The sequence below is a fragment of the Pantoea sp. GM_Pan_4 genome (assembly GCF_026541005.1).
Lineage (GTDB): Bacteria > Pseudomonadota > Gammaproteobacteria > Enterobacterales > Enterobacteriaceae > Pantoea > Pantoea dispersa.
Window position 1 is genome coordinate 41,677 of sequence record NZ_JALNUZ010000017.1, and the last position, 18,515, is coordinate 60,191.

General features: G+C 57.1%; 17 protein-coding genes and 1 tRNA gene. 3 read left to right on the forward strand and 15 right to left on the reverse strand.

Annotated elements, in window-relative coordinates:
• Window positions 1–3 precede the first annotated feature (3 nt).
• Window positions 4–1,293: an HAAAP family serine/threonine permease gene (locus OXR61_RS22030; RefSeq protein WP_021507261.1), complete on the reverse strand. Its 1,290-nt coding sequence runs from the start codon at window positions 1,291–1,293 to the stop codon at window positions 4–6.
• Between OXR61_RS22030 and OXR61_RS22035 the strand changes: the two genes are divergently transcribed.
• Window positions 1,281–1,526, forward strand: a complete 246-nt coding sequence (locus OXR61_RS22035) for a hypothetical protein (RefSeq protein ID WP_146068670.1) — start codon at window positions 1,281–1,283, stop codon at window positions 1,524–1,526. The genes OXR61_RS22030 and OXR61_RS22035 overlap by 13 nt on opposite strands.
• Before the next feature lie 166 nt (window positions 1,527–1,692).
• Here OXR61_RS22035 and OXR61_RS22040 read toward each other — a convergent pair whose 3' ends face one another.
• The 3 genes from OXR61_RS22040 to OXR61_RS22050 are packed head-to-tail and all read right to left on the reverse strand — an operon-like array spanning window position 1,693 to window position 4,986.
• The gene (locus tag OXR61_RS22040; RefSeq protein ID WP_021507262.1) at window positions 1,693–2,688 is read right to left on the reverse strand and encodes a glycosyltransferase family A protein; all 996 of its coding nucleotides are present in this window, start codon (window positions 2,686–2,688) and stop codon (window positions 1,693–1,695) included.
• Window positions 2,685–3,992, reverse strand: a complete 1,308-nt coding sequence (locus OXR61_RS22045; protein WP_021507263.1) for an oligosaccharide flippase family protein — start codon at window positions 3,990–3,992, stop codon at window positions 2,685–2,687. The genes OXR61_RS22040 and OXR61_RS22045 overlap by 4 nt, the downstream gene beginning before the upstream one ends.
• 16 nt (window positions 3,993–4,008) lie before the next feature.
• Window positions 4,009–4,986, reverse strand: a complete 978-nt coding sequence (locus tag OXR61_RS22050) for a glycosyltransferase family 2 protein (protein WP_021507264.1) — start codon at window positions 4,984–4,986, stop codon at window positions 4,009–4,011.
• 1,203 nt (window positions 4,987–6,189) lie between these two features.
• Here OXR61_RS22050 and OXR61_RS22055 point away from each other — a divergent pair.
• Complete coding sequence (locus OXR61_RS22055) at window positions 6,190–8,088, forward strand: flagellin (protein ID WP_021507265.1); 1,899 nt, start codon at window positions 6,190–6,192, stop codon at window positions 8,086–8,088.
• 9 nt (window positions 8,089–8,097) lie between these two features.
• Here the strand turns inward: OXR61_RS22055 and OXR61_RS22060 are convergent, their stop codons facing one another.
• The gene (locus OXR61_RS22060) at window positions 8,098–9,015 is read right to left on the reverse strand and encodes a LysR family transcriptional regulator (protein ID WP_021507266.1); all 918 of its coding nucleotides are present in this window, start codon (window positions 9,013–9,015) and stop codon (window positions 8,098–8,100) included.
• Between the two features lie 104 nt (window positions 9,016–9,119).
• Between OXR61_RS22060 and OXR61_RS22065 the strand changes: the two genes are divergently transcribed.
• Window positions 9,120–10,538, forward strand: coding sequence for an aldehyde dehydrogenase family protein (locus OXR61_RS22065; RefSeq protein ID WP_021507267.1), 1,419 nt, complete (start codon window positions 9,120–9,122; stop codon window positions 10,536–10,538).
• A gap of 206 nt (window positions 10,539–10,744) precedes the next feature.
• Here the strand turns inward: OXR61_RS22065 and OXR61_RS22070 are convergent.
• The 10 genes from OXR61_RS22070 to proB all read right to left on the reverse strand — a co-directional run bounded on the left by OXR61_RS22070 (window position 10,745) and on the right by proB (window position 18,392).
• A tRNA-Thr gene (locus OXR61_RS22070) sits at window positions 10,745–10,820 on the reverse strand.
• A 198-nt stretch (window positions 10,821–11,018) separates the two neighbouring features.
• A complete protein-coding gene (locus tag OXR61_RS22075) occupies window positions 11,019–12,764 on the reverse strand; it encodes an amylovoran biosynthesis protein AsmF (RefSeq protein ID WP_021507268.1) in 1,746 nt (581 codons plus the stop codon).
• Window positions 12,765–12,814: 50 nt separating this feature from the next.
• Window positions 12,815–12,955, reverse strand: a complete 141-nt coding sequence (locus tag OXR61_RS22080) for a hypothetical protein (RefSeq protein ID WP_021507269.1) — start codon at window positions 12,953–12,955, stop codon at window positions 12,815–12,817.
• 10 nt (window positions 12,956–12,965) lie between these two features.
• Window positions 12,966–13,259 (reverse strand): hypothetical protein, encoded by a 294-nt coding sequence (locus OXR61_RS22085; protein WP_021507270.1) that lies wholly within the window; start codon window positions 13,257–13,259, stop codon window positions 12,966–12,968.
• Window positions 13,256–13,600, reverse strand: coding sequence for a hypothetical protein (locus OXR61_RS22090; RefSeq protein WP_031279668.1), 345 nt, complete (start codon window positions 13,598–13,600; stop codon window positions 13,256–13,258). The genes OXR61_RS22085 and OXR61_RS22090 overlap by 4 nt, the downstream gene beginning before the upstream one ends.
• A 2-nt stretch (window positions 13,601–13,602) precedes the next feature.
• The gene (locus tag OXR61_RS22095) at window positions 13,603–14,070 is read right to left on the reverse strand and encodes a glycoside hydrolase family protein (protein WP_021507272.1); all 468 of its coding nucleotides are present in this window, start codon (window positions 14,068–14,070) and stop codon (window positions 13,603–13,605) included.
• A 178-nt stretch (window positions 14,071–14,248) separates the two neighbouring features.
• Window positions 14,249–14,527, reverse strand: coding sequence for a hypothetical protein (locus tag OXR61_RS22100; protein WP_021507273.1), 279 nt, complete (start codon window positions 14,525–14,527; stop codon window positions 14,249–14,251).
• Window positions 14,528–14,939: 412 nt separating this feature from the next.
• Complete coding sequence (locus tag OXR61_RS23400) at window positions 14,940–15,671, reverse strand: S24 family peptidase (RefSeq protein WP_031279669.1); 732 nt, start codon at window positions 15,669–15,671, stop codon at window positions 14,940–14,942.
• Between the two features lie 353 nt (window positions 15,672–16,024).
• The gene (proA, locus tag OXR61_RS22110) at window positions 16,025–17,278 is read right to left on the reverse strand and encodes a glutamate-5-semialdehyde dehydrogenase (RefSeq protein ID WP_021507275.1); all 1,254 of its coding nucleotides are present in this window, start codon (window positions 17,276–17,278) and stop codon (window positions 16,025–16,027) included.
• 10 nt (window positions 17,279–17,288) lie between these two features.
• Complete coding sequence (gene proB, locus OXR61_RS22115) at window positions 17,289–18,392, reverse strand: glutamate 5-kinase (protein WP_021507276.1); 1,104 nt, start codon at window positions 18,390–18,392, stop codon at window positions 17,289–17,291.
• Window positions 18,393–18,515 lie beyond the last annotated feature (123 nt).

Below are 18,515 nucleotides of genomic sequence, written 5' to 3' on the forward strand. Positions count from 1 at the left end.
CTGTTAATTCATCAGCGAATAAGCGATGGATGAAATCGCCAGAATCCCCACCAGCACCACAAACAGGTTACTGATTTTGCCGCTGTACTGGCGCATCGCCGGGACTTTATGAATAGCGTACATCGGCATCAGGAACAGAATCATCGCAATCACCGGCCCGCCCAGCGTCTCAATCATGCCGAGAATGCTCGGGTTCAGAGTGGCAACCAGCCAGGTGGTCAGCAGCATAAACAGCGTGGTCAGGCGATTCATTTTCTGCGGCGTGATGGTTTTACCGCGGCTGCGCAGCGACTTCGCTACCATGCCGTTAAAGCCTTCACGCGCGCCCAGATAGTGGCCGAGGAACGATTTGGTGATCGCCACGATGGCGACAATCGGCCCCATCCAGGCAATCATCGGCACGTTAAAGTGGTTCGCCAGATAGGACAGAATGGTGATGTTCTGCGCCTTTGCTGCCTGTAAATCGGCGGGCGACAGGCTCAGCACGCAGCTGAACACAAAGAACATCACGGTCACCACCATCATCAGATGGGCGCTGGCCAGAATGCGTGAACACTTTTTCTCCGCGCCGGCGCCGTACTCGGCGCGTTTCGCCACGGCAAAAGACGAGATAATCGGCGAATGGTTGAAGGAGAACACCATCACCGGAATCGCCAGCCACAGCGTCATCCAGATACTGCTGTCGCTGCCGCTTTGCGCAAACGATAAGGTCTCCAGCGCCGCGCCGTGCCAGTGCGGCACCAGATACGCAGCCAGCAGCATCAGCACCGCCACAAACGGAAACACCAGCACGCTCATCGCTTTGACAATCATCTGCTCGCCGAAGCGCACCACCGTCATCATGCCAGCAATCAAAATCAGCGACAGCAGCGCACGCGGCGGCGATACCAGCCCGAGCTGGTGCACAATAAAGCTGTCCACGGTATTGGTGATTGCCACGCTATACATCAGCAGGATCGGGTAGATGGCAAAGAAGTAGAGCAGCGTGATGATCTTACCGGCGCCGACACCGAAATGCTCTTCCACTACGTCCGTGATATCCGCACCGGGATTTTTGCCGGAGAGCACAAAGCGCGTCAGCGCACGGTGCGCAAAGAAGGTCATCGGGAAGGCGAGAATCGCCATGATGAGTAACGGAATCAGCCCACCCGCGCCGGCGTTAATCGGCAGAAACAGCACCCCTGCGCCAATCGCGGTGCCGTACAGGCCCAGCATCCACACCGTATCACTCTTGCGCCAGCCGGTTGCTGCCGCCTCCACCGTACCGAGGGTACCGGTTTGTGAGTTATCCATCTGTCTCTCCAAAATTGTCTCAAATGCAGCCGGAACGACGGCTAAAAATTCGCGGCGGCCTGCAGCGTGCGGTCGCTTCACAAAACGCGCCTATGCTACCCGTTTTTGCCCGGCGTGGATTGCAGCAACGCAAGACATGCATCACAAAGGCGGTAAAAATGCGCGAAATGGCGATAAAAGCAACAATAACGCACGAAACACGCACGCAATCGATTGCCTGGGGCGCTATTTGACCTGAGAAGCGTCAGGAGTGCAAGACACAGCGCGAAGTGGACGTGAGCGGGAGAATGAAGTGCGGGGATGTTGCCAGCAGCAGAGCGCTCAGGAGGAAACTCCCCCGGCAGCTAGCCTCGGGCAATGCTGTACTTCGCCAGAGGATAACGCCGGGAGAATTGAAAATCAGAATGCCCGCATTCTGTAGAGGGCATAAAGGAAATAGTACGCTGTGATAGTATTCAAATTCATAATCATGTACTTCAGTTTTTCATTTTTATTCAGCAGCGTAAAAATACCTTTAGAATATTTTCCGCGCTTGATTTGATTAATTTCCTGCGCAATATCGGCAGGTGAAAACGAGGCGTGATACATAGCGGTGACAATCTGCATATCCAGTGCCAGCACGCGTTTCGAGATTGCTTTTAAAAAATGGTCGAGATTACCCGACGCGTACTTTTCCACAATCGAATCGTACAAATCGGTAAGCGACTGTTTACGCACTTTCAGTTCGCTGTACTGCACTTTACGTTTCGACAGCGATCCCGCCACATCCTCATAATGATAAGCCGCGCCTGGGGTAATGAGAAAATTACTGACGCAGCTGAAAAACTTCAGGTTAAACAGCAGGTCCTCACTCATCGAGACGCCTTCCATGAAGCGCAGATGAAGATCGTCAATAATCTGGCGGCGATAACATTTATTATGCAGATAGCCAATGTTGTCACTCATCTCCAGCTCGCCCAGCACGTAAGGAATATCCTGCTGGCTGAAGAATCCCGCCTGCGAGACTTTGCCGATACGGTTGTCGTTGAGATTGCCAACCATTAAGTCCACCGATTCGGCCGGCCAGGCATTGAGATTGAGTTTGAAACTCATCAGGAAGTTATCGTCAACCCAGTCATCCGCATCGAGAAACAGGACATATTCCCCGCTGGCCTGCTGCAGCCCGCTATTGCGTGCCGCACTGACGCCTGCGTTAATTTGATTAAGCACCGTAACCTGCGGATAGTGAGCAAACTCCTGCAAAATCCGGGCACTGTTATCGCGACTGCCATCGTTGACAACAATTATTTCATAGCTACTGAAGGTTTGATTTAATACGCTTTGCAGCGTACGCCGGATAGTGTTTTGCGCGTTATAAACGGGAATGATAATACTAAATAGCGTTTTTTCATTCATGATAAACTCTCTTTACTGTCTGAGGTTTTGATAGTGCTAAAGAGCTGCCATAGTTTCCTGGGGTTGAAAAAGATCAGATGAATACGCATGACCGGCTGTGCCGGGAAAAAGTAATTCAGCAGGGAGAAGGATAAAAACTCGGTTAATACCACGCTCATGGCGGCACCGGTTAAACCGAAATGTGGCACCAGCAGCAGCGACGACAGCACGCAAATCACTAATACCGCGAAGGTTTTTTTCACCAGATAGCGATAGCCGTTATATTTAATGATGAAACGATCCATGACGCTGCTCAGCACCGCGCACATCGCACCGAGGCTGAGTAATAACGTCGGCGCGACCGCATCAAGATATTGCTCACCGTAGAAGTCACGAATAAACCAGCCCGACAGCAGCCAGATCGCCACAATTACCGCAGCGGAAACGCCAATCACCAGCAGATGCAGTTTCTGCGCTTTGACGATCGCCTGCTGGTCATTCCGCTCGGCAAAAAATGCCGGATAAAACGACGCCAGCAGCGCGCTGGGTAAAAATACCCAGGCGGTCGACAACGTCAGCGCCACGGAAAAAATGCCCGCCTCTTTCACGCCGAGAAAATAAGAGACGCTGATTTGATTCACGCGGGTATAGAGCGCAACGGCAATCGCAGAGAAGATCAGCGACATGCCGGACACCAGCATGTAGCGCGAATACTTTTTCACGTGGCGCAGCGCCGGAAGCGGTGCACGCCGCTCATACAGCAGAAACAGCGTTAACTTGATGGTGAAAGGAATAAAGGTGGCGAGCACAATCGGAATCGCCAGCCAGGCCGGTTCCAGCTGGTAATAGGAGATCAGAAAGCGCACCGTCAGGCTGATCGTCAGGCCAATGACGTTGGCAATTACATTGAGACGCGCGTTGAGCCTCGCTTCGTTGTAAATATTGACCAGGTCAATGGATGAGAACAGGCAGGCAATGGCTGCCGCGCAGATAAAGACCAGCGCGTCGGCGCTCCACTCCTCTTCCATAATCGCCATGCCGACAATCGACAGCACGCAATACAGCACCAGCACCAGCAGGAAGGTCGCCATCATCAGGCGCAGGCCGGAGTGATGATTCTGCGCGATGCGTTTTAGCAAAATCACATCGCTGCCCATCAGTGCGATGGTCTGAATAAACTGAAATACCAGCATGGCGATGGAGATAATGCCGAAGGTGGTGGGCCCGACGTATTTCGCCACGTAGGAGGTGACAAAGATCAGGCCGAATACCGCAATCAGCTTTTCGGCAATCATCCACATGGAGTTTTTTAATTTGTCTTTCACAACGCCTCCGGTGCGATTATTTCTCTGCCAGCCGGCGCAGCCGTGAAACCAGGCGCGGGCTAATGAAAAACAGCGCAAAATACAGGCTCCACGGATTAAGTAGCGGTCCGGCAGAGCACCAGCTGCGGAAACTGCGGCGATAGAGCGTGATGTATTCATCAATAAAGGCACGGCTCAGGCTGTCGCTGTGCAGCCCTTTGTGGATGTAAGACGCCGTGACTTTTAAATAAAGGTGGTAATAACAGCGATAATGCTGGCTCGATAAAAATGCTTTCATGCCGCTGAACGAGCGGGCAAAAGAGAAATGTTTTTCCCGCAGCGCCGAACGCGTGGCGGAGTGCGTGGATTTGACATAGTGATAAACCACCCGCTGCGTCATCACTACCTGGCGATCCTGCTGCAGATGCAGGTAATTCATGACAAACAGCAGGTCTTCGAAATTGGCAATCTCTTCGTTGAACCGCAGCCGGTGCTGACGAATGACATCACCGCGAAACACCTTGTCGCAGATACCGTGGCGCGGATGGTAATAGAGCAGATCGTTAATCGCCGCCGACACCGGCAGCGCGTGCGCCTGTTCACGGTTGGCGGGAAAATCCAGCGGTGCGCCGTCCGGGTTGAAGTGTTGTGACTCGCCCACCACCATCGCCGTTTCATCACTCATCAGCCGCACATACGTCGAGAAGGCCTGGGGCGGCAGAAAGTCATCGGCGTCTAAAAAACACAGCAGCCGGCCGCGCGAGGCGCGAATGCCCCGGTTGCGCGCCGCCGAGACGCCCGCGTTGGCCTGGCTGATAAGGTGAAACTGCGGATAACCGGCGTAACGCTGCAGGATCGCCAGCGAGTCATCGCTGGAGCCGTCATTAATAAAAATGGCCTCAAAGCGAACCTCATCCTGTTGCAACAGGCTGTCGATGCATCTTTCCAGATAAGCTGCGGCGTTATACACCGGCACAATGACGCTAATCAGCACGTCGTTAACGGGAGTTTGCATATGACCTCAAAACATAATTTATTGGGGGTTGAACCCGCCGTGACAAAATAAAAATCGATACTGAACCGTTAATACTTAACGTTTAACGGCCCATGCTTTCATGCGGCTTAACATTAATACGCCGCTGTTTTCAGAGTTTCCTCAGCAAAATATGACCGCCGGAATACGTCTTTTTTTTGCTGGCGCCAGATAAGAATTTCGCTATATATTCAGGTCAGGTTTATCTGGCGATTTAAAGGGTAAAAACCGCAGGCTACCGCCCCTGGCTTACAGCGACCAGCGTGCTGAAATTCTCTTTGGTGCATTTTCAGGCGTAAAGAAGGGGCGCTGCACTCCGCAGAGTTCAGTGATTTATCAGCCAGTTAGCCCCAACGCTTCCTGCACAGCAACGTATTTATTGCGTTGCTGCCGGGTAAAACATTTATCAGATAAAGGTTTATTCGTTATCCTGTTCGGCGCTACCTCTCCAGCTATTTTTTGCCGCATCAGGAGAACGGGAACTGCCGACCGCGGTTGAAAAGGTGCATCTTTCGACGGGCCTTCGCAACGAGCGTCACGACATTAACGATATTTGCTGTATGCCCTGCACTTTTATTACGCCGCGATGTGTGTTGCGCGGCGCGAGGTGCAAGTGGCGTTAATTCAGTCCGGCTATCGCAGCCGGACTGCAAATGGTACAAGGCCAAAAATTGCGATCTGATTCAAAACTTTTACCGCATTCTTACCAGGCGCAGTTATAAGGTCAATGCCTTCCAGACCAAAACGGAATTTACTCACTCGCCCCGCCGCCTTATTTCGCGCTGACTGATTAGCATGGATAAAGCGCAAACGCGGCGATTGATAAGGGCGGCGCGCGCTGCTGACCAGGAATAAGAGCAGGGAAACCGGCGGATAAGTCCAGTAGCATCCTAAGCGGTTGTTATCGCAATGGGTTACGCCCTCGCCGTCCCGCTTAAGCAGTAATAATCTTTATTCATTCTGCTGACCTGCTATTTTTAGTAGTCGTCAAGCCCTGCCTCTATAAATTAGCGCCGTGCGAAAAAATACAGATCCTTACCGCATCACAAACTCAACTTAGCGCGATTTCATGCTGCTTATTTTAACAATCAGCGCTTCGCTGACGTGACTTAGGCCAAATATTTTTTTAAAGAAAGCCGGTAAATGCCGATAACGCTATCAGTGTATTTATCAGTGAGCCCGGAAATGATCAGCCTGCAAACCAATCTGTCTGCCCTCAACGCCAGCAAGCAATCTGCCAGAAGTGGCGCGGCGCTGGGCGATGCGATCCGCCATTTGTCGTCGGGTATGCGCATCACCAGCGCGCGTGACGATGCGGCAGGTCAGGCGATTGGTAACCGTTTTAGCAGCCAGCAGAACGGCCTGGCGGTGGCGCAGCGTAATACCGGTGACGGCCTGTCACTGGTCGAAACCGCGGAAAGCGCGCTGGATGAGATCAATAACCGCCTGCAGCGGATTCGCCAGCTGGCGGTTCAGGGATTAAATAGCACCAATTCGCAGAGCGACTCGGACGCCATCCAGGCAGAGATTAATCTCAATCTGAAAGAGATTGACCGGCTCAACACCACCAGCAGCTTTAACGGCATCAGGCTGCTGGATGGCAGCGCCGGTAAGCTGGGATTCCAGGTTGGCGCTAATGACAACGAGAAAATCAGTCTCGACCTGTCGGCGCCCGGCTTCAGCGTGGAGGCACTGGGACTTAAGGATTTGGTGATCAGCGGCATCAGCGGCAAAGTGACCAATGTCACCACCCTTACCGGCATCGCCACCAATATGGCGTTCAGCAACCCGGCAATTACCGTGAACTATCTGCCCGCCAGCGGCTCACCGCAGCTGGTGCGCAGCAGTGGTGATAACCGCCAGTACGTGCAGAGCAGCGACGCCGACGGCAAGCCGGTCTATTATCTGGCCGCCGTCAGTGCGCGCTGGGACACCGCCACGGCTGCCGGTAACGTCTCGATTAGCCGCAGCAATCCGGCGCCGCTGTACAGCAACGTCAGCAGCATTGCGTCGCGCACCATCCCGGCGGTTAATTATCAGGACAGCAGTGGCAGCGCGCTGAGCATCACGCCAGCAGCCACGTTAACGCAGGATAATGGCCAGTATTATATTGAGCAGAACAACAGCTGGTATCCGGCCACGCTAAGCTTTGGCAGCAGCGGCGCAGTAACGGCACGCATGACCGGCGGTGCCGCCAAAACCGACAGCGATTTCGCGACCCTGCCGACCACGGTGACCGACACGCCGGCGATCGACACCAGCACCGCCAGCCTTAGCTTCAGCGATGCCAGCGGCAACGCGGTGAGCAATGGCCGTCTGCTGCGCACCAGCGGCGGGCTGTATGTAATGGAAGTGGATAACGGCGGCGGTAGCTACCAGTATTACAACGCCGCCGTCAGCGCGACCTCGGATGGCACCAGTAACGCCCTGAGCATCGTCGCGACCAGCGCCAGCAGCATTAACAGCTTCAGTGCGGTAAACAGCGTGACCGGCACCTCTTACATCACCCTCGATCCGGCCAATGTGGATGTGCGCTATACCGATGTCGATGGCAACAGCAGTAATGATGTGCTGAAACTCGACGCCGAAGGCAATTACTACATGGATGTGCCGAACGGCAATCTGGATAAAACCGCCACTTTCGTCCGCAGTGACAGCAGCGGCAACCTGATGCTGAAAACCCTGCAGGGCGTGGGTGACGTGCAGATTTACTTCCAGGCGGCGTTGTCGTCAGTGACCGATGCCTCCACCAACTTTACGACGCTGCGCGTGGCCGAGACCGGTTCAGAGATCCGCCTGAAACATCCGGACGATCCGCTTGCCACGCTGGATCGCGCCATCGGGCAAATCGACAGTCAGCGCACCCGTCTGGGCGCCGTTGCTAACCGGCTGCTCTCGGCGCAAACGCTGCAGGGTAACGCGACCGCCGCCATTGCGGCATCGCGCTCCCGTATTGAGGATGCGGATTACGCTACGGAAGTCTCCAGCCTGTCGCGTCAGCAAATTCTGCAGCAGGCCAGCAGCGCCCTGCTGGCGCAGGCTAATCAGCTGCCGCAGCAGGTGCTGAAGTTACTGAACGCCTGATAAAGGACGTCATCCGGCTTCAGATGAGGCAGAAGCATCACGCTGCGCACGCACAAATTCGCTGAGCGCCCGCAGCGCCGGCGGCACCAGCCGGTGACCCGGATAGTAGAGGCACAGCGCACCGAGAGGCACCTGCCAGCCGGGCAGCAGGTGCACCAGTCGGCCCGCCTGCACATCCGCCGCAACCTGTTGTTCCGTCATGCAGGCAATGCCCAGACCCGCCAGCGCCGCCTGGTGGATGGCGCTCATGTCGCTGGCCGCCATACGCGGCTCGCCCTGCAGCCGATAACGCTGCTGCTGCTGGCTCAGCTCCCAGCGGTAAACGCTGCCGTCCGCCATGCGCATACACAGGGTTTGATGCTGATCGAGCGCCTCTGGCGTCTGCGGTGTGCCCGCGTGTGCGAGGTAGGCTGGCGCGGCCACCACAATCATGCGCATTTCCGGCGTCAGCCTGACGGCAATCATATCGCCCGGCACGTCCTCTGCCAGCCGAATGCCGGCATCGAAGCCGTCGGCCACGATATCCACCCGCTCTTTCTGGCTGTAAATATCGACGCGAATGCGCGGATAGCGCTGCAGGAACGGCAGCAATATCGATGCGTACCATAGCGCGCTGCTCTCGGGCGGCACGTTGAGACGCAGCATGCCGGCCGGATCGCCCGGATCGCTGCCGGCTTCCTCAGCCGCGCTGCGGATCATCGCCAGCGCTGGCACAATTTTCTCGCTGAAACGCCGTCCGGCATCGGTCAGCGCGACGCTGCGCGTGGTGCGGTTGAAGAGCCGCACGCCCAGCCGTTTCTCCAGCGCGGCAACCGCATTGGTCACCGCCGAAGGCGACATCTCCAGCTCGCTGGCCGCCGCTTTAAAGGTGCCGCGCCGCGCGACCGCCAGCACAATTTCCAGTTCAGTCAGACCTGTCCGGTTCATCAATTATTCCGTTTTGCGCAATACCCTTTGCAGGCGGAGGCGGATTATCGCCGCCGGTGGTGCGTGCTACTTTGCCGCCACGCAACATGCAAAGGAGCATAGCCATGCACATGATTGAACACATCTATATCAACGGCCAGTTTGTCACTCCTGACGGCGATGAATGGCTGGATATTATCAAACCTGCCGATGGCAGCGTAATCGGTAAAGCGCGTCTGGCCAATGCGCAGGATGCTGAACGCGCAATTGCGGCAGCCGCGGCGGCGTTTCCCGCCTTCGCCGCGACCACGGTGGCGCAGCGCATCACCCTACTGGAACAGATGTACCATGCGGTTAACCGCGCCGAAAGCGAGCTGCGCGCGGCGATCCTTGAGGAGTACGGCGCGCCCACCGCACGGTCCGAGTGGATGAGCCGCTATCCGGCTGACGTGATTCTGCAGGTAATAGAAGATCTGAAACGCTACCCGTTTGTACAACAGGCAGGCCGCGCGCAGGTGCAGATGCTGCCGCTCGGCGTTGCCGGCCTGATCACGCCATGGAACAGCAACGCGGGCTTTATCTGCCACAAACTGGCGACCGCAATTGCCGCAGGCTGTACCGCCGTGATCAAACCCAGCGAGTTCAGCCTGTTGCAGACCCAGGTGATCACCAGGGCGCTGCACACCGCCGGTTTGCCTGCGGGGGTGTTTAATATCGTCACCGGACGCGGTGCCAGCGTCGGTGAAGCCCTGAGCCGCAGTCCGCAGGTGGCGAAAATCTCCTTCACCGGCTCGACCGCCACCGGCAAAGCGATTTTGCGAAGCGCCGCCGACACCTTTAAACGCGTCACGCTGGAGCTGGGCGGTAAATCACCGACGCTGATTTTGCCGGATGCCGATGCCGCCCAGGCAGCCCAGCTGGCGGTTCAGGCTGGCTTTATCAACAGCGGCCAGGCCTGTATTGCCGGCACGCGTATTCTGGTGCCGGAGCAGCGCAAGGCCGAGTTCGAACAGGCGCTGACGGCGGCAGTCGCTGCGGAGGTCTCCGGCGATCCGGCTGACGCGCGCACCACCATCGGGCCGATGGTCAACGAGAAACAGTGGCAGCGCGTGCAGCACTATATTGCGCTTGGCGAACAACAGGGCGCGCGCCTGCTGACCGGCGGCAGCGGCCGCCCGCACGGGCTGCACCACGGCTGGTATATCCGCCCGACGCTGTTCAGCGATGTCACCAATGAAATGCCGCTGGCGCGCGAAGAGATTTTTGGCCCGGTGCTGAGCATCCTGACCTACCGCGATGAAGCCGAAGCCATCGCCATAGCCAACGACAGCGATTACGGCCTGTCGGCACTGGTGATCGGGGCGGATGAACAGCATGCACGCATCGTGGGAGAACAGCTGATCGCCGGCCGCGTGATGATCAACACGCTGGCACACGAACCACGCGCGCCGTTCGGCGGTTTCCGCCACTCCGGCATCGGCCGGGAGATGGGTCAGGCGGGTATCAGCGCGTTTCTGGAACCAAGGGCGCTGATTGCTGGGTAAGGATGAGGTGAGCGCTGCAGTGAATAGCACTGCGGCGCAGGGTGCCGCGCCCGAGCAATGCGCCTCTTTTAGATTGTGATTATCCTGACGCCCATCACCTCTCTGCTCACGCAAAAAATCGACAAGCTTATGGATGCTTCGGTCTCAAATCTGTCACACAGGCTGAATCGGGACGGTAACAATATTAGATAAGGGATTGATTTAACTGGTGCCGGAAACAGGAGTCGAACCTGCGACCTTCGCATTACGAATGCGCTGCTCTACCAACTGAGCTATACCGGCATTGAGGCGGGAACTACGGGGAGTAAACATAGAAAAATCGGGGGGATGAGTCAAGATGGTGCCGGTTAAGTGCTGCGTTTTTCAGCATCACCCGCGCTGGCCTTACGATTTTGACGCGGAAAAACCGCCGCGAACACTGCCCTCTCGCGCCAGGCACAAAAAAAGGCGAGGCCGCAGCCTCGCCAAAAGGTGCTGGCCTCAATCGTAATAAGGAAGCTTACGATCGACACCGTTGATATTGACCAGCACAAAGCCCGTCGGCGTGGTTTTATTGGTCGGCGTACCTGCTGCCGTCGCGACGGTAAGCACGCCTTTCTCGTTAGCCCCAATACCCGCGACGCCATTGTGCAGGCCAAAGCGCGCCGCCGGTTTGAGGGTGCCCATTTTGGTGGTATCCGTCACCACCGAGAAATCAGGCTGGAACAGCGAGCAGGAGCCAGCTTCAAAACGCGTCGGACCGGTGGTCTTCAGGTTAATCAGCGTGTCGCCGCTGTTGGCGCGCAGCTTCACCCATACCACGGCATAGGTGGTGCCGACGCGGCTGTAGCGAATATCCAGCACCGCCGGCTGCCCCATATGGCAGGCGTCAGCCCATACCGTTTCCAGCCGCTGCAGGTTAATCCACGTTTTCCCGGTGCCCGCCAGATTGACCGGCGAAGCGGCCGTTCCGGTTGGCTGGGTGGCGTCGGCTTTACCAATCAGCTCCATCACCCACTGCTGATTCGCCGTCGGGAAGAACAGCTGGCCGAGGCGATACCAGTTATCGGTGTCGGTATTGTTGGTGACTTTGTGGCCGCTGTAGTAGCCCGCGCGGAATGAGCCGGTGATCAGCGTGCCGTGATGCTCTTCGCGGCGATAGCCGTAGTCAAAGGTCGACAGCCAGCGCGTGCCGGCCATATCGTTCGAGATCTTCGCTCCGGACTGCAGGCCAATCTGGCGCATGATGACGCGCGCATTATTGAGATTGAACGGCGTGCCGCAATCCTCAATGTTCAGCGTATCAATGCTCCAGGCACCGTCCGACAGATCGCCCGGATTACGCGTGTGCTCAATCCACACGTTACGCATGATGCCCTGCGTCACGCGCGGCATGTACAGCGTGGCGTCGCCATAGCCGGTCTGGAAGTTACAGTTGCAGATCTCGATAGCCGTTGAGTGGTCCCACTTGCCGTTTGGCGAGTTCGACCAGCCAATGTCAAACACCCGGCCATAGGTCCACAGCGTGTAGATCTGGTCAAATTTACTGTCGAGCGTATCCAGCGCTTTAATCACCGTGCCGCCGCTGTTTTGCGCGCGGAAACAGTAAATATTTAACGTGGTGCCTTCGATGCAGGTGTTTTCGAAGAACGGCTGCACGTTGGTACACATCTCGGCGGTAATGGTACCTTTGTTGGTGGTGACGTCGGCCGATGCCTGACCGTGCCAGGTGATGCCTTTGATCGCGGTCCGCCGTGCCTTCACTTTGAACACCGTGTTGGCACTTTTGTCGGAGATGATGGTGGTGCGCGGCAGCGAACCCAGCTCCACGTCATCCCCCTGCAGACCAAAAAAGGCGATCTCGGTAGCGCTGATGTCGATCGGGTTAATCAGGAATTTACCGCCCGGAAAACGCACCGGCAGGTCACGGATATTCCCGCTGTAGCCCTGCGTCCACGCCAGCATGCGGTTAAAGGCATCGGTGTCGTTGGCGTAACCGTCCCCTTTCGCGCCAAAGTGGTAGACGTTGACGTCAGCCGGATCGTTGATCACGCGTTTCCAGTAAAAGCCATTGCCGACCGCCAGCGTACCGCCGTCATCGGCGGCCGTGGTGGTGCCGATAAAGCCGGTGAAATCACCGCCGCCACGGAAGGTAGAGTCCGGGTTGTAGCGGCGCAGGAACGCCAGATCGCCATTTTTGGCCGGCACAGTGGTACGCAGTTCAGCAAAAGAGTTAACTTCGATCATCTTAGCCTCCTCGGCATTTCAGGTTTGCAATACAAAGCGTGAGAACAGCGTCAGTGCGCCGCTGGACGGCAGTGCTGATCCCAGAGATCGTTGTGGTTGTTGATGGCGCGCACGGTGCGAATGTCCATGCGTTCGGCGTCATTGCCGTGGGTATAAATCGGGGAAAAGAGTGAACAGGCGGAGTCGATCACGACGGGCGCCTCAGGGCTGGTGATATTTCGACTGCTGCAGCTTGTCGCGAGCAGCAGCGTCATCAAGATTACCGTTGCGGGTTTCCACACGTCTGGCCTCCTCACGCAGCTGTTGCTGCTGGTGATTAACTTCAACCGCCTGCGCGGCGGTCTTTTCGGCCTGCGCAACATCAGCTTTCGCCTGCTGCTGCACCTTGCCGATTTTTTTACCGCCGGCGTAGCTGGCAATCAGCGCGGCAATCACGCCGCCAATTGCTGCCAGCCAGTGCCAGCTGCCGGCAAGCTGAGAAAGAAGAAAGCTCATGGTTTGTCCTCCAGCGTTTTTCTCTGCTCCACCAGGTTCTTCTGACGCACGAACTGCGCCAGTACGCCCATCGCCACCATGAAGGCACCGATCAGGCCGAGATAGTTGTGCGGCAGGATCTCTTTGATATCCGCCGGCAGCGCGTTCCATGCATCCAGCGCTGACGAGGGAAACGACTGCACCCAGGCGCTGAGCATCGAACCCAGCGACGCCAGCCACACCGACCAGGTTTTAAACAGCAGGCGCGCGTGTTTAACAAACTCCAGCGTGGTGAAGCGCTGCAGCAACAGCAGCAGGATGATGGCCGCCAGCACGGCGATAACGAACAACAGCCAGCGCATGTTCATAACAGCCCCCTGTAGATGTCGTAGGTGCCCGTGCGCATCACTTCGGCATGACGCCGGGCGCGCCCCGCAGTTTGCCGCGCCCACAGGCTGTCGAGCATGGCGTTCGCCGCCGCGTCGAAATCGCGTTGCGTCACCGCGGTGAGCATGCCGCGAAACAGCGCCAGACCGTCGACGCCCATCTGGTAGGCCATGCTGATCAGCACATCGCTGCGCGCCTCGTTGCATTGACTCAGTGCCTGCTGCACCAGCGCGCGTTGCTGCATCTCCTGCACCTTGCCCTCAACGATGCACTGCTTCCACACGTCGCCAACGCGGCGCGGCACGCGGAAGATATAGTGGCTGAGCGACGCGCCTTTCGGCCCGATGCGAATACCGCCCGCAACGGTGGGAAACCCCTGCGTGTCGAGGTAAGGCGCTTCGCGGTATCCCTCTTCGAAATTCAAAATGGCAATGATTTGGCTCATAACGGTTCCTCTTTGACGGGCGCAACGGCATGAAAAGCTGCGCAAATAACCACAACACATAAACCTCGCTGATCGGTTGCGCCGGGCGACAGGCAGCCGTTAAGCGCAACGCTCAAGCGCAACTAAACAGTGAGGAAAGGTGAAACGTTCCGTTCAGAACTGGGAAAACAGCAGAGAATTAACGCACGGCGTACAGATGAACGTGGGGCAAACAGCAGTTATCAAAGCTGGGGTTGTCGTTGCAGGGCCGCGTGGGCGCCAGTACTGCGCGGTCTACCCGGGAGCGGATTTCCCGCTGGCAGATGCGCTCGGCGGTGCGCAGGGTGATCTCATCACACTCCAGGCCCAGGGCACTGTCGATGCTGCGCTTCAGGCGGCTGAGCGGCTGACGCCGCCGGTGGCGACGGGTGCGCGCGTTTCCGCTAAAGACTGATTTGCCATATTGAATAATCGCCATAACTCCTCCTGTGAATGAGTCTTTGGCGATGGGGTGGTGAGCACGGCGATTCGGCACAGACCGGGACGTCCGTGGCCCCTCTGCAATCACCCGCAACTGGCTTGCCCGGCCGTAAAAAACGGCCAGGCATAAGCAGAGGAGAGTAAAAGCAGAGGACAACTGACGACGCTGCTAAGTGCGTATCCACCCCATCCCAAAATTCACTGACTTTGGGTGGGTTGTCTCGCGCTTGTGCAGCGCCTCAATTGTTTAAGAGCGGGCTCATCCGGGAGCAGAGATGTCGTCCATCTATGGTCAAATTATTAACAGGTTCTAATGCATTGGCAAACACTGACAGTTAATTTTTTATTTACCGACAGTTAAATTTTTGATTTCAGCCGGATTATTTTTTTGCCAGTTAGCGCACTGCTGCTCAGCCCAGAATCTGATAGTCACGCGCCTGGCTCATGATGACGCGGGCAATCACCTGCAGCGACGCCGCTTCGTCCAGCGTCAGATACCAGGTCTCGTAGCGTTTGTTATCGGAGATCACCGCCACCTTCTTGTGCTGTAACTGCAGCCGCTTGAGGTAGAGCTGGTTGTCGAGATTGAACAGATAGATGCCGTCGCCGTCGAAGCGGTGCACGCTGATATCAACGAACAGCTGATCGCGCGGTGCGAAGGTACCGGCCATGGAGTCACTGTTCAGGGCAATCAGCCGGATATTTTCGGCCGGGCGGCCGTTAAACAGCACGCGCGCCTCATCCAGACCGTATTCAATCGCCTGAATGGTCTCGACCAGTTCGTCGCGCGCGACAATACCCTGTGCGCTGCGTTGCCCGATGTCCAGGCTTTCGACGCGGAACATGTGCTGCGGATCGATCAGGCGCTGACGGGCAAGCGCCACATCCGGTTTTTCCATGCCGAACTGTAGCCACTCCACGCGCACGCCTAACAGCTGGCTGAGCGCCAGCAGATTACTGTCATCCGGAATGGATTGCGCGTTAAACCATTTCCAGACCCCTGGAGTTGAGATCCTGCATCCCCGTTGTTGCAGTGCCTGAGCGACCTGTTTGTTCCGTCCATGTCCGACAATTCCCGCGCTCTCGCATGCGGCAATCAGCCTGGCAGTAAAAGCTTGTCTGGTACTCTCTTTTTTAACCATCAGTTAATAGTCTGCCATCAGTAAAAGACTGAATGTTATTTTCATTTTTGCTACCAGTTCATTTTATATTACCGCTAGTTTACTACCCAACCGCTTTTATCAATAAAGCTGGACGATCATTATCCTCTTCGCCCTGGTGGAAACCAGTAATGAATCTCTGACAGCTTGTTCTGACAGGGGTTTTCAGGATTGTTCTGTAACGCTGAGACCAGCACCCACAGCAAAAAATGGGCGAAAAGCCGCGCGCGCGCCACAGATGACAGGAATAAAACGAAAAGCTCTGGAAATAACTGGATCGAAAGCGACAAAAAAAGGCACCGTATCAGGTGCCTGTTTTGATGCCGGAGAGAAAACTAACGGCGCAGCGTATCGTCGCCCCAGCCAATCCATTTGTAGGTGGTGAGCGCTTCCAGCCCCATCGGACCGCGCGCATGCAGTTTCTGCGTGCTGACCGCCACTTCAGCGCCGAGACCAAACTGGCCGCCGTCGGTAAAGCGGGTGCTGGCGTTCACGTACACCGCCGACGAATCGACCTGATTTACGAAGCGGTTGGCGTTGCTAATGCTGCGCGTCAGAATGCCGTCAGAGTGCTGCGTGCCGTGCTGACGAATGTGAGCGATGGCCTCGTCAATGTCCGCCACCAGTTTGACGTTCAGATCGTTCGACAGCCACTCATCGTCGTAATGGTGCATCTGCACCGCCACCACGCTGGCCGGTCCCTGCTGCAGCCGCGCCAGCACGTTTTCATCGGCGTGCAGCGCAATGTTCTCCTGCGCCATGCGCTGCAGAAACGCCGGAATGAAGCGTTCGGCCTGATCGCGATGAATCAGCAGAGTTTCCAGCGAGTTACAGGCGCTGGGACGCTGCTTCTTGGCGTTAACAATCACCTCCAGCGCGGCGTCCGTCTCCATGGTTTCGTCGAGATAGAGATGGCACACGCCGATACCGCCGGTGATCACCGGAATGGTGGAATTTTCGCGACACAGCTTGTGCAGCCCGGCGCCGCCACGCGGGATCAACATGTCAACGTAGCGATCAAGCTTCAGCAGCTGATTCACCAGTTCGCGATCCGGATTCTCAATCGCCTGCACCGCTGCTGCCGGTAAACCATGCTCGATGAGCGCGTTCTGGATCACCCGCACCGTGGCGGCGTTGGTGCGGTAAGTCTCTTTGCCGCCGCGCAGAATCGCCGCGTTGCCGGTTTTCAGACACAGTGACGCCACATCGACCGTGACGTTCGGGCGCGCTTCGTAGATCACCCCGATCACGCCAAGCGGCACGCGACGTCGCTCAATGCGCAGGCCGCTGTCGAGCAGCCCGCCGTCGATCAGCTGGCCAACCGGATCGGCCAGACGGCACACCTGGCGCACGTCGTCCGCGATGCCTTTCAGGCGCTGCGGGTTGAGCGTCAGACGATCGAGCAGCGCCGCACTCATGCCGTTAGTGCGCGCATCGGCCAGATCCTGCTGGTTAGCCGCCAGAATGTCGGCGCTTTCCGCTTCCAGCCGATCGGCGATGGTCAGCAACACCTGATTTTTTTGTTCGGTGGAGAGCTCCGCCAGTTTGTACGACGCTTCACGCGCCGCTTTACCCATCTGTTCTAACATCATCCGCTCCTTAACTGACGATCATATCGTCGCGGTGCACCGCAACCGGGCCATATTCGTAACCGAGGATCTCACCAATCTCCTGACTGTGATGACCAGCGATCATGCGCATCGCATCGCTGTTATAGCGCGTGACGCCGTGGGCGATATCGCGCCCCTGCAGGTTACGAATGCGGATCACTTCGCCGCGCGAGAAATTGCCCTGCACGTCACGGACGCCTTTCGGCAGCAGCGAACTGCCGCGCTCCAGCACCGCCGCCAGCGCGCCGTCGTCTATGGTGATCTCACCCGCCGGTGGCGCGCCGAAGATCCAGCGCTTGCGGTTTTCCAGCGGTGACTGCTGCGCGTGGAAGCGCGTCCCCACCGGTTTGCCGTGCAGCACATCCCCGATCACATCCGGGCGGCTGCCGGCCGCAATGATCACGTCAATGCCGGCGCGGCAGGCGACATCCGCCGCCTGCAGTTTGGTGGCCATGCCGCCGGTGCCGAGACCGGAGACGCTGCCGCCAGCCAGCGTGCGCAGCGCATCATCAATCTGATGCACATCGCTGATCAGTTCTGCTTCGGGATTGGTGCGCGGATCGGCGGTAAACAGACCAGGCTGATCGGTCAGCAGCAGCAGTTTATCGGCACCGCCGAGCATCGCCGCCAGCGCGGACAGGTTGTCATTATCGCCAACCTTGATTTCCGCGGTTGCCACCGCGTCGTTCTCGTTAATCACCGGCACGATATGGTTGTCGAGCAGCGCGCGCAGCATATCGCGCGCGTAGAGGAAGCGTTCACGGTCTTCCATGTCGGCGCGCGTCAGCAGCATCTGCCCGATATGGATACCGTAGATGGAGAACAGCTGCTCCCACAGCTGGATTAAACGGCTCTGCCCCACCGCAGCCAGCAGCTGCTTTGAGGCGATGGTCGGTGGCAGTTCCGGGTAACCAAGGTGTTCGCGACCAGCGGCAATCGCGCCTGAGGTGACGATGATAATGCGATGACCGGCGGCGTGCAGTTGTGCACACTGCCGAACCAGCTCCACCATATGCGCCCGGTTCAGCCGGCGCGATCCGCCGGTGAGGACGCTGGTACCCAATTTGACCACCAGGGTCTGACTGCCACTCATGTTTTTCCTGCCATGTAAGAAAAAAATCTGCGAAGGGACGTTTTAACAGGAGTCAGCAAGGAAGCCAACAGCGGCAAGGGGAAAAGCACAAAAAACGCCTGACAAGCGGGTAGACCAAAAGTT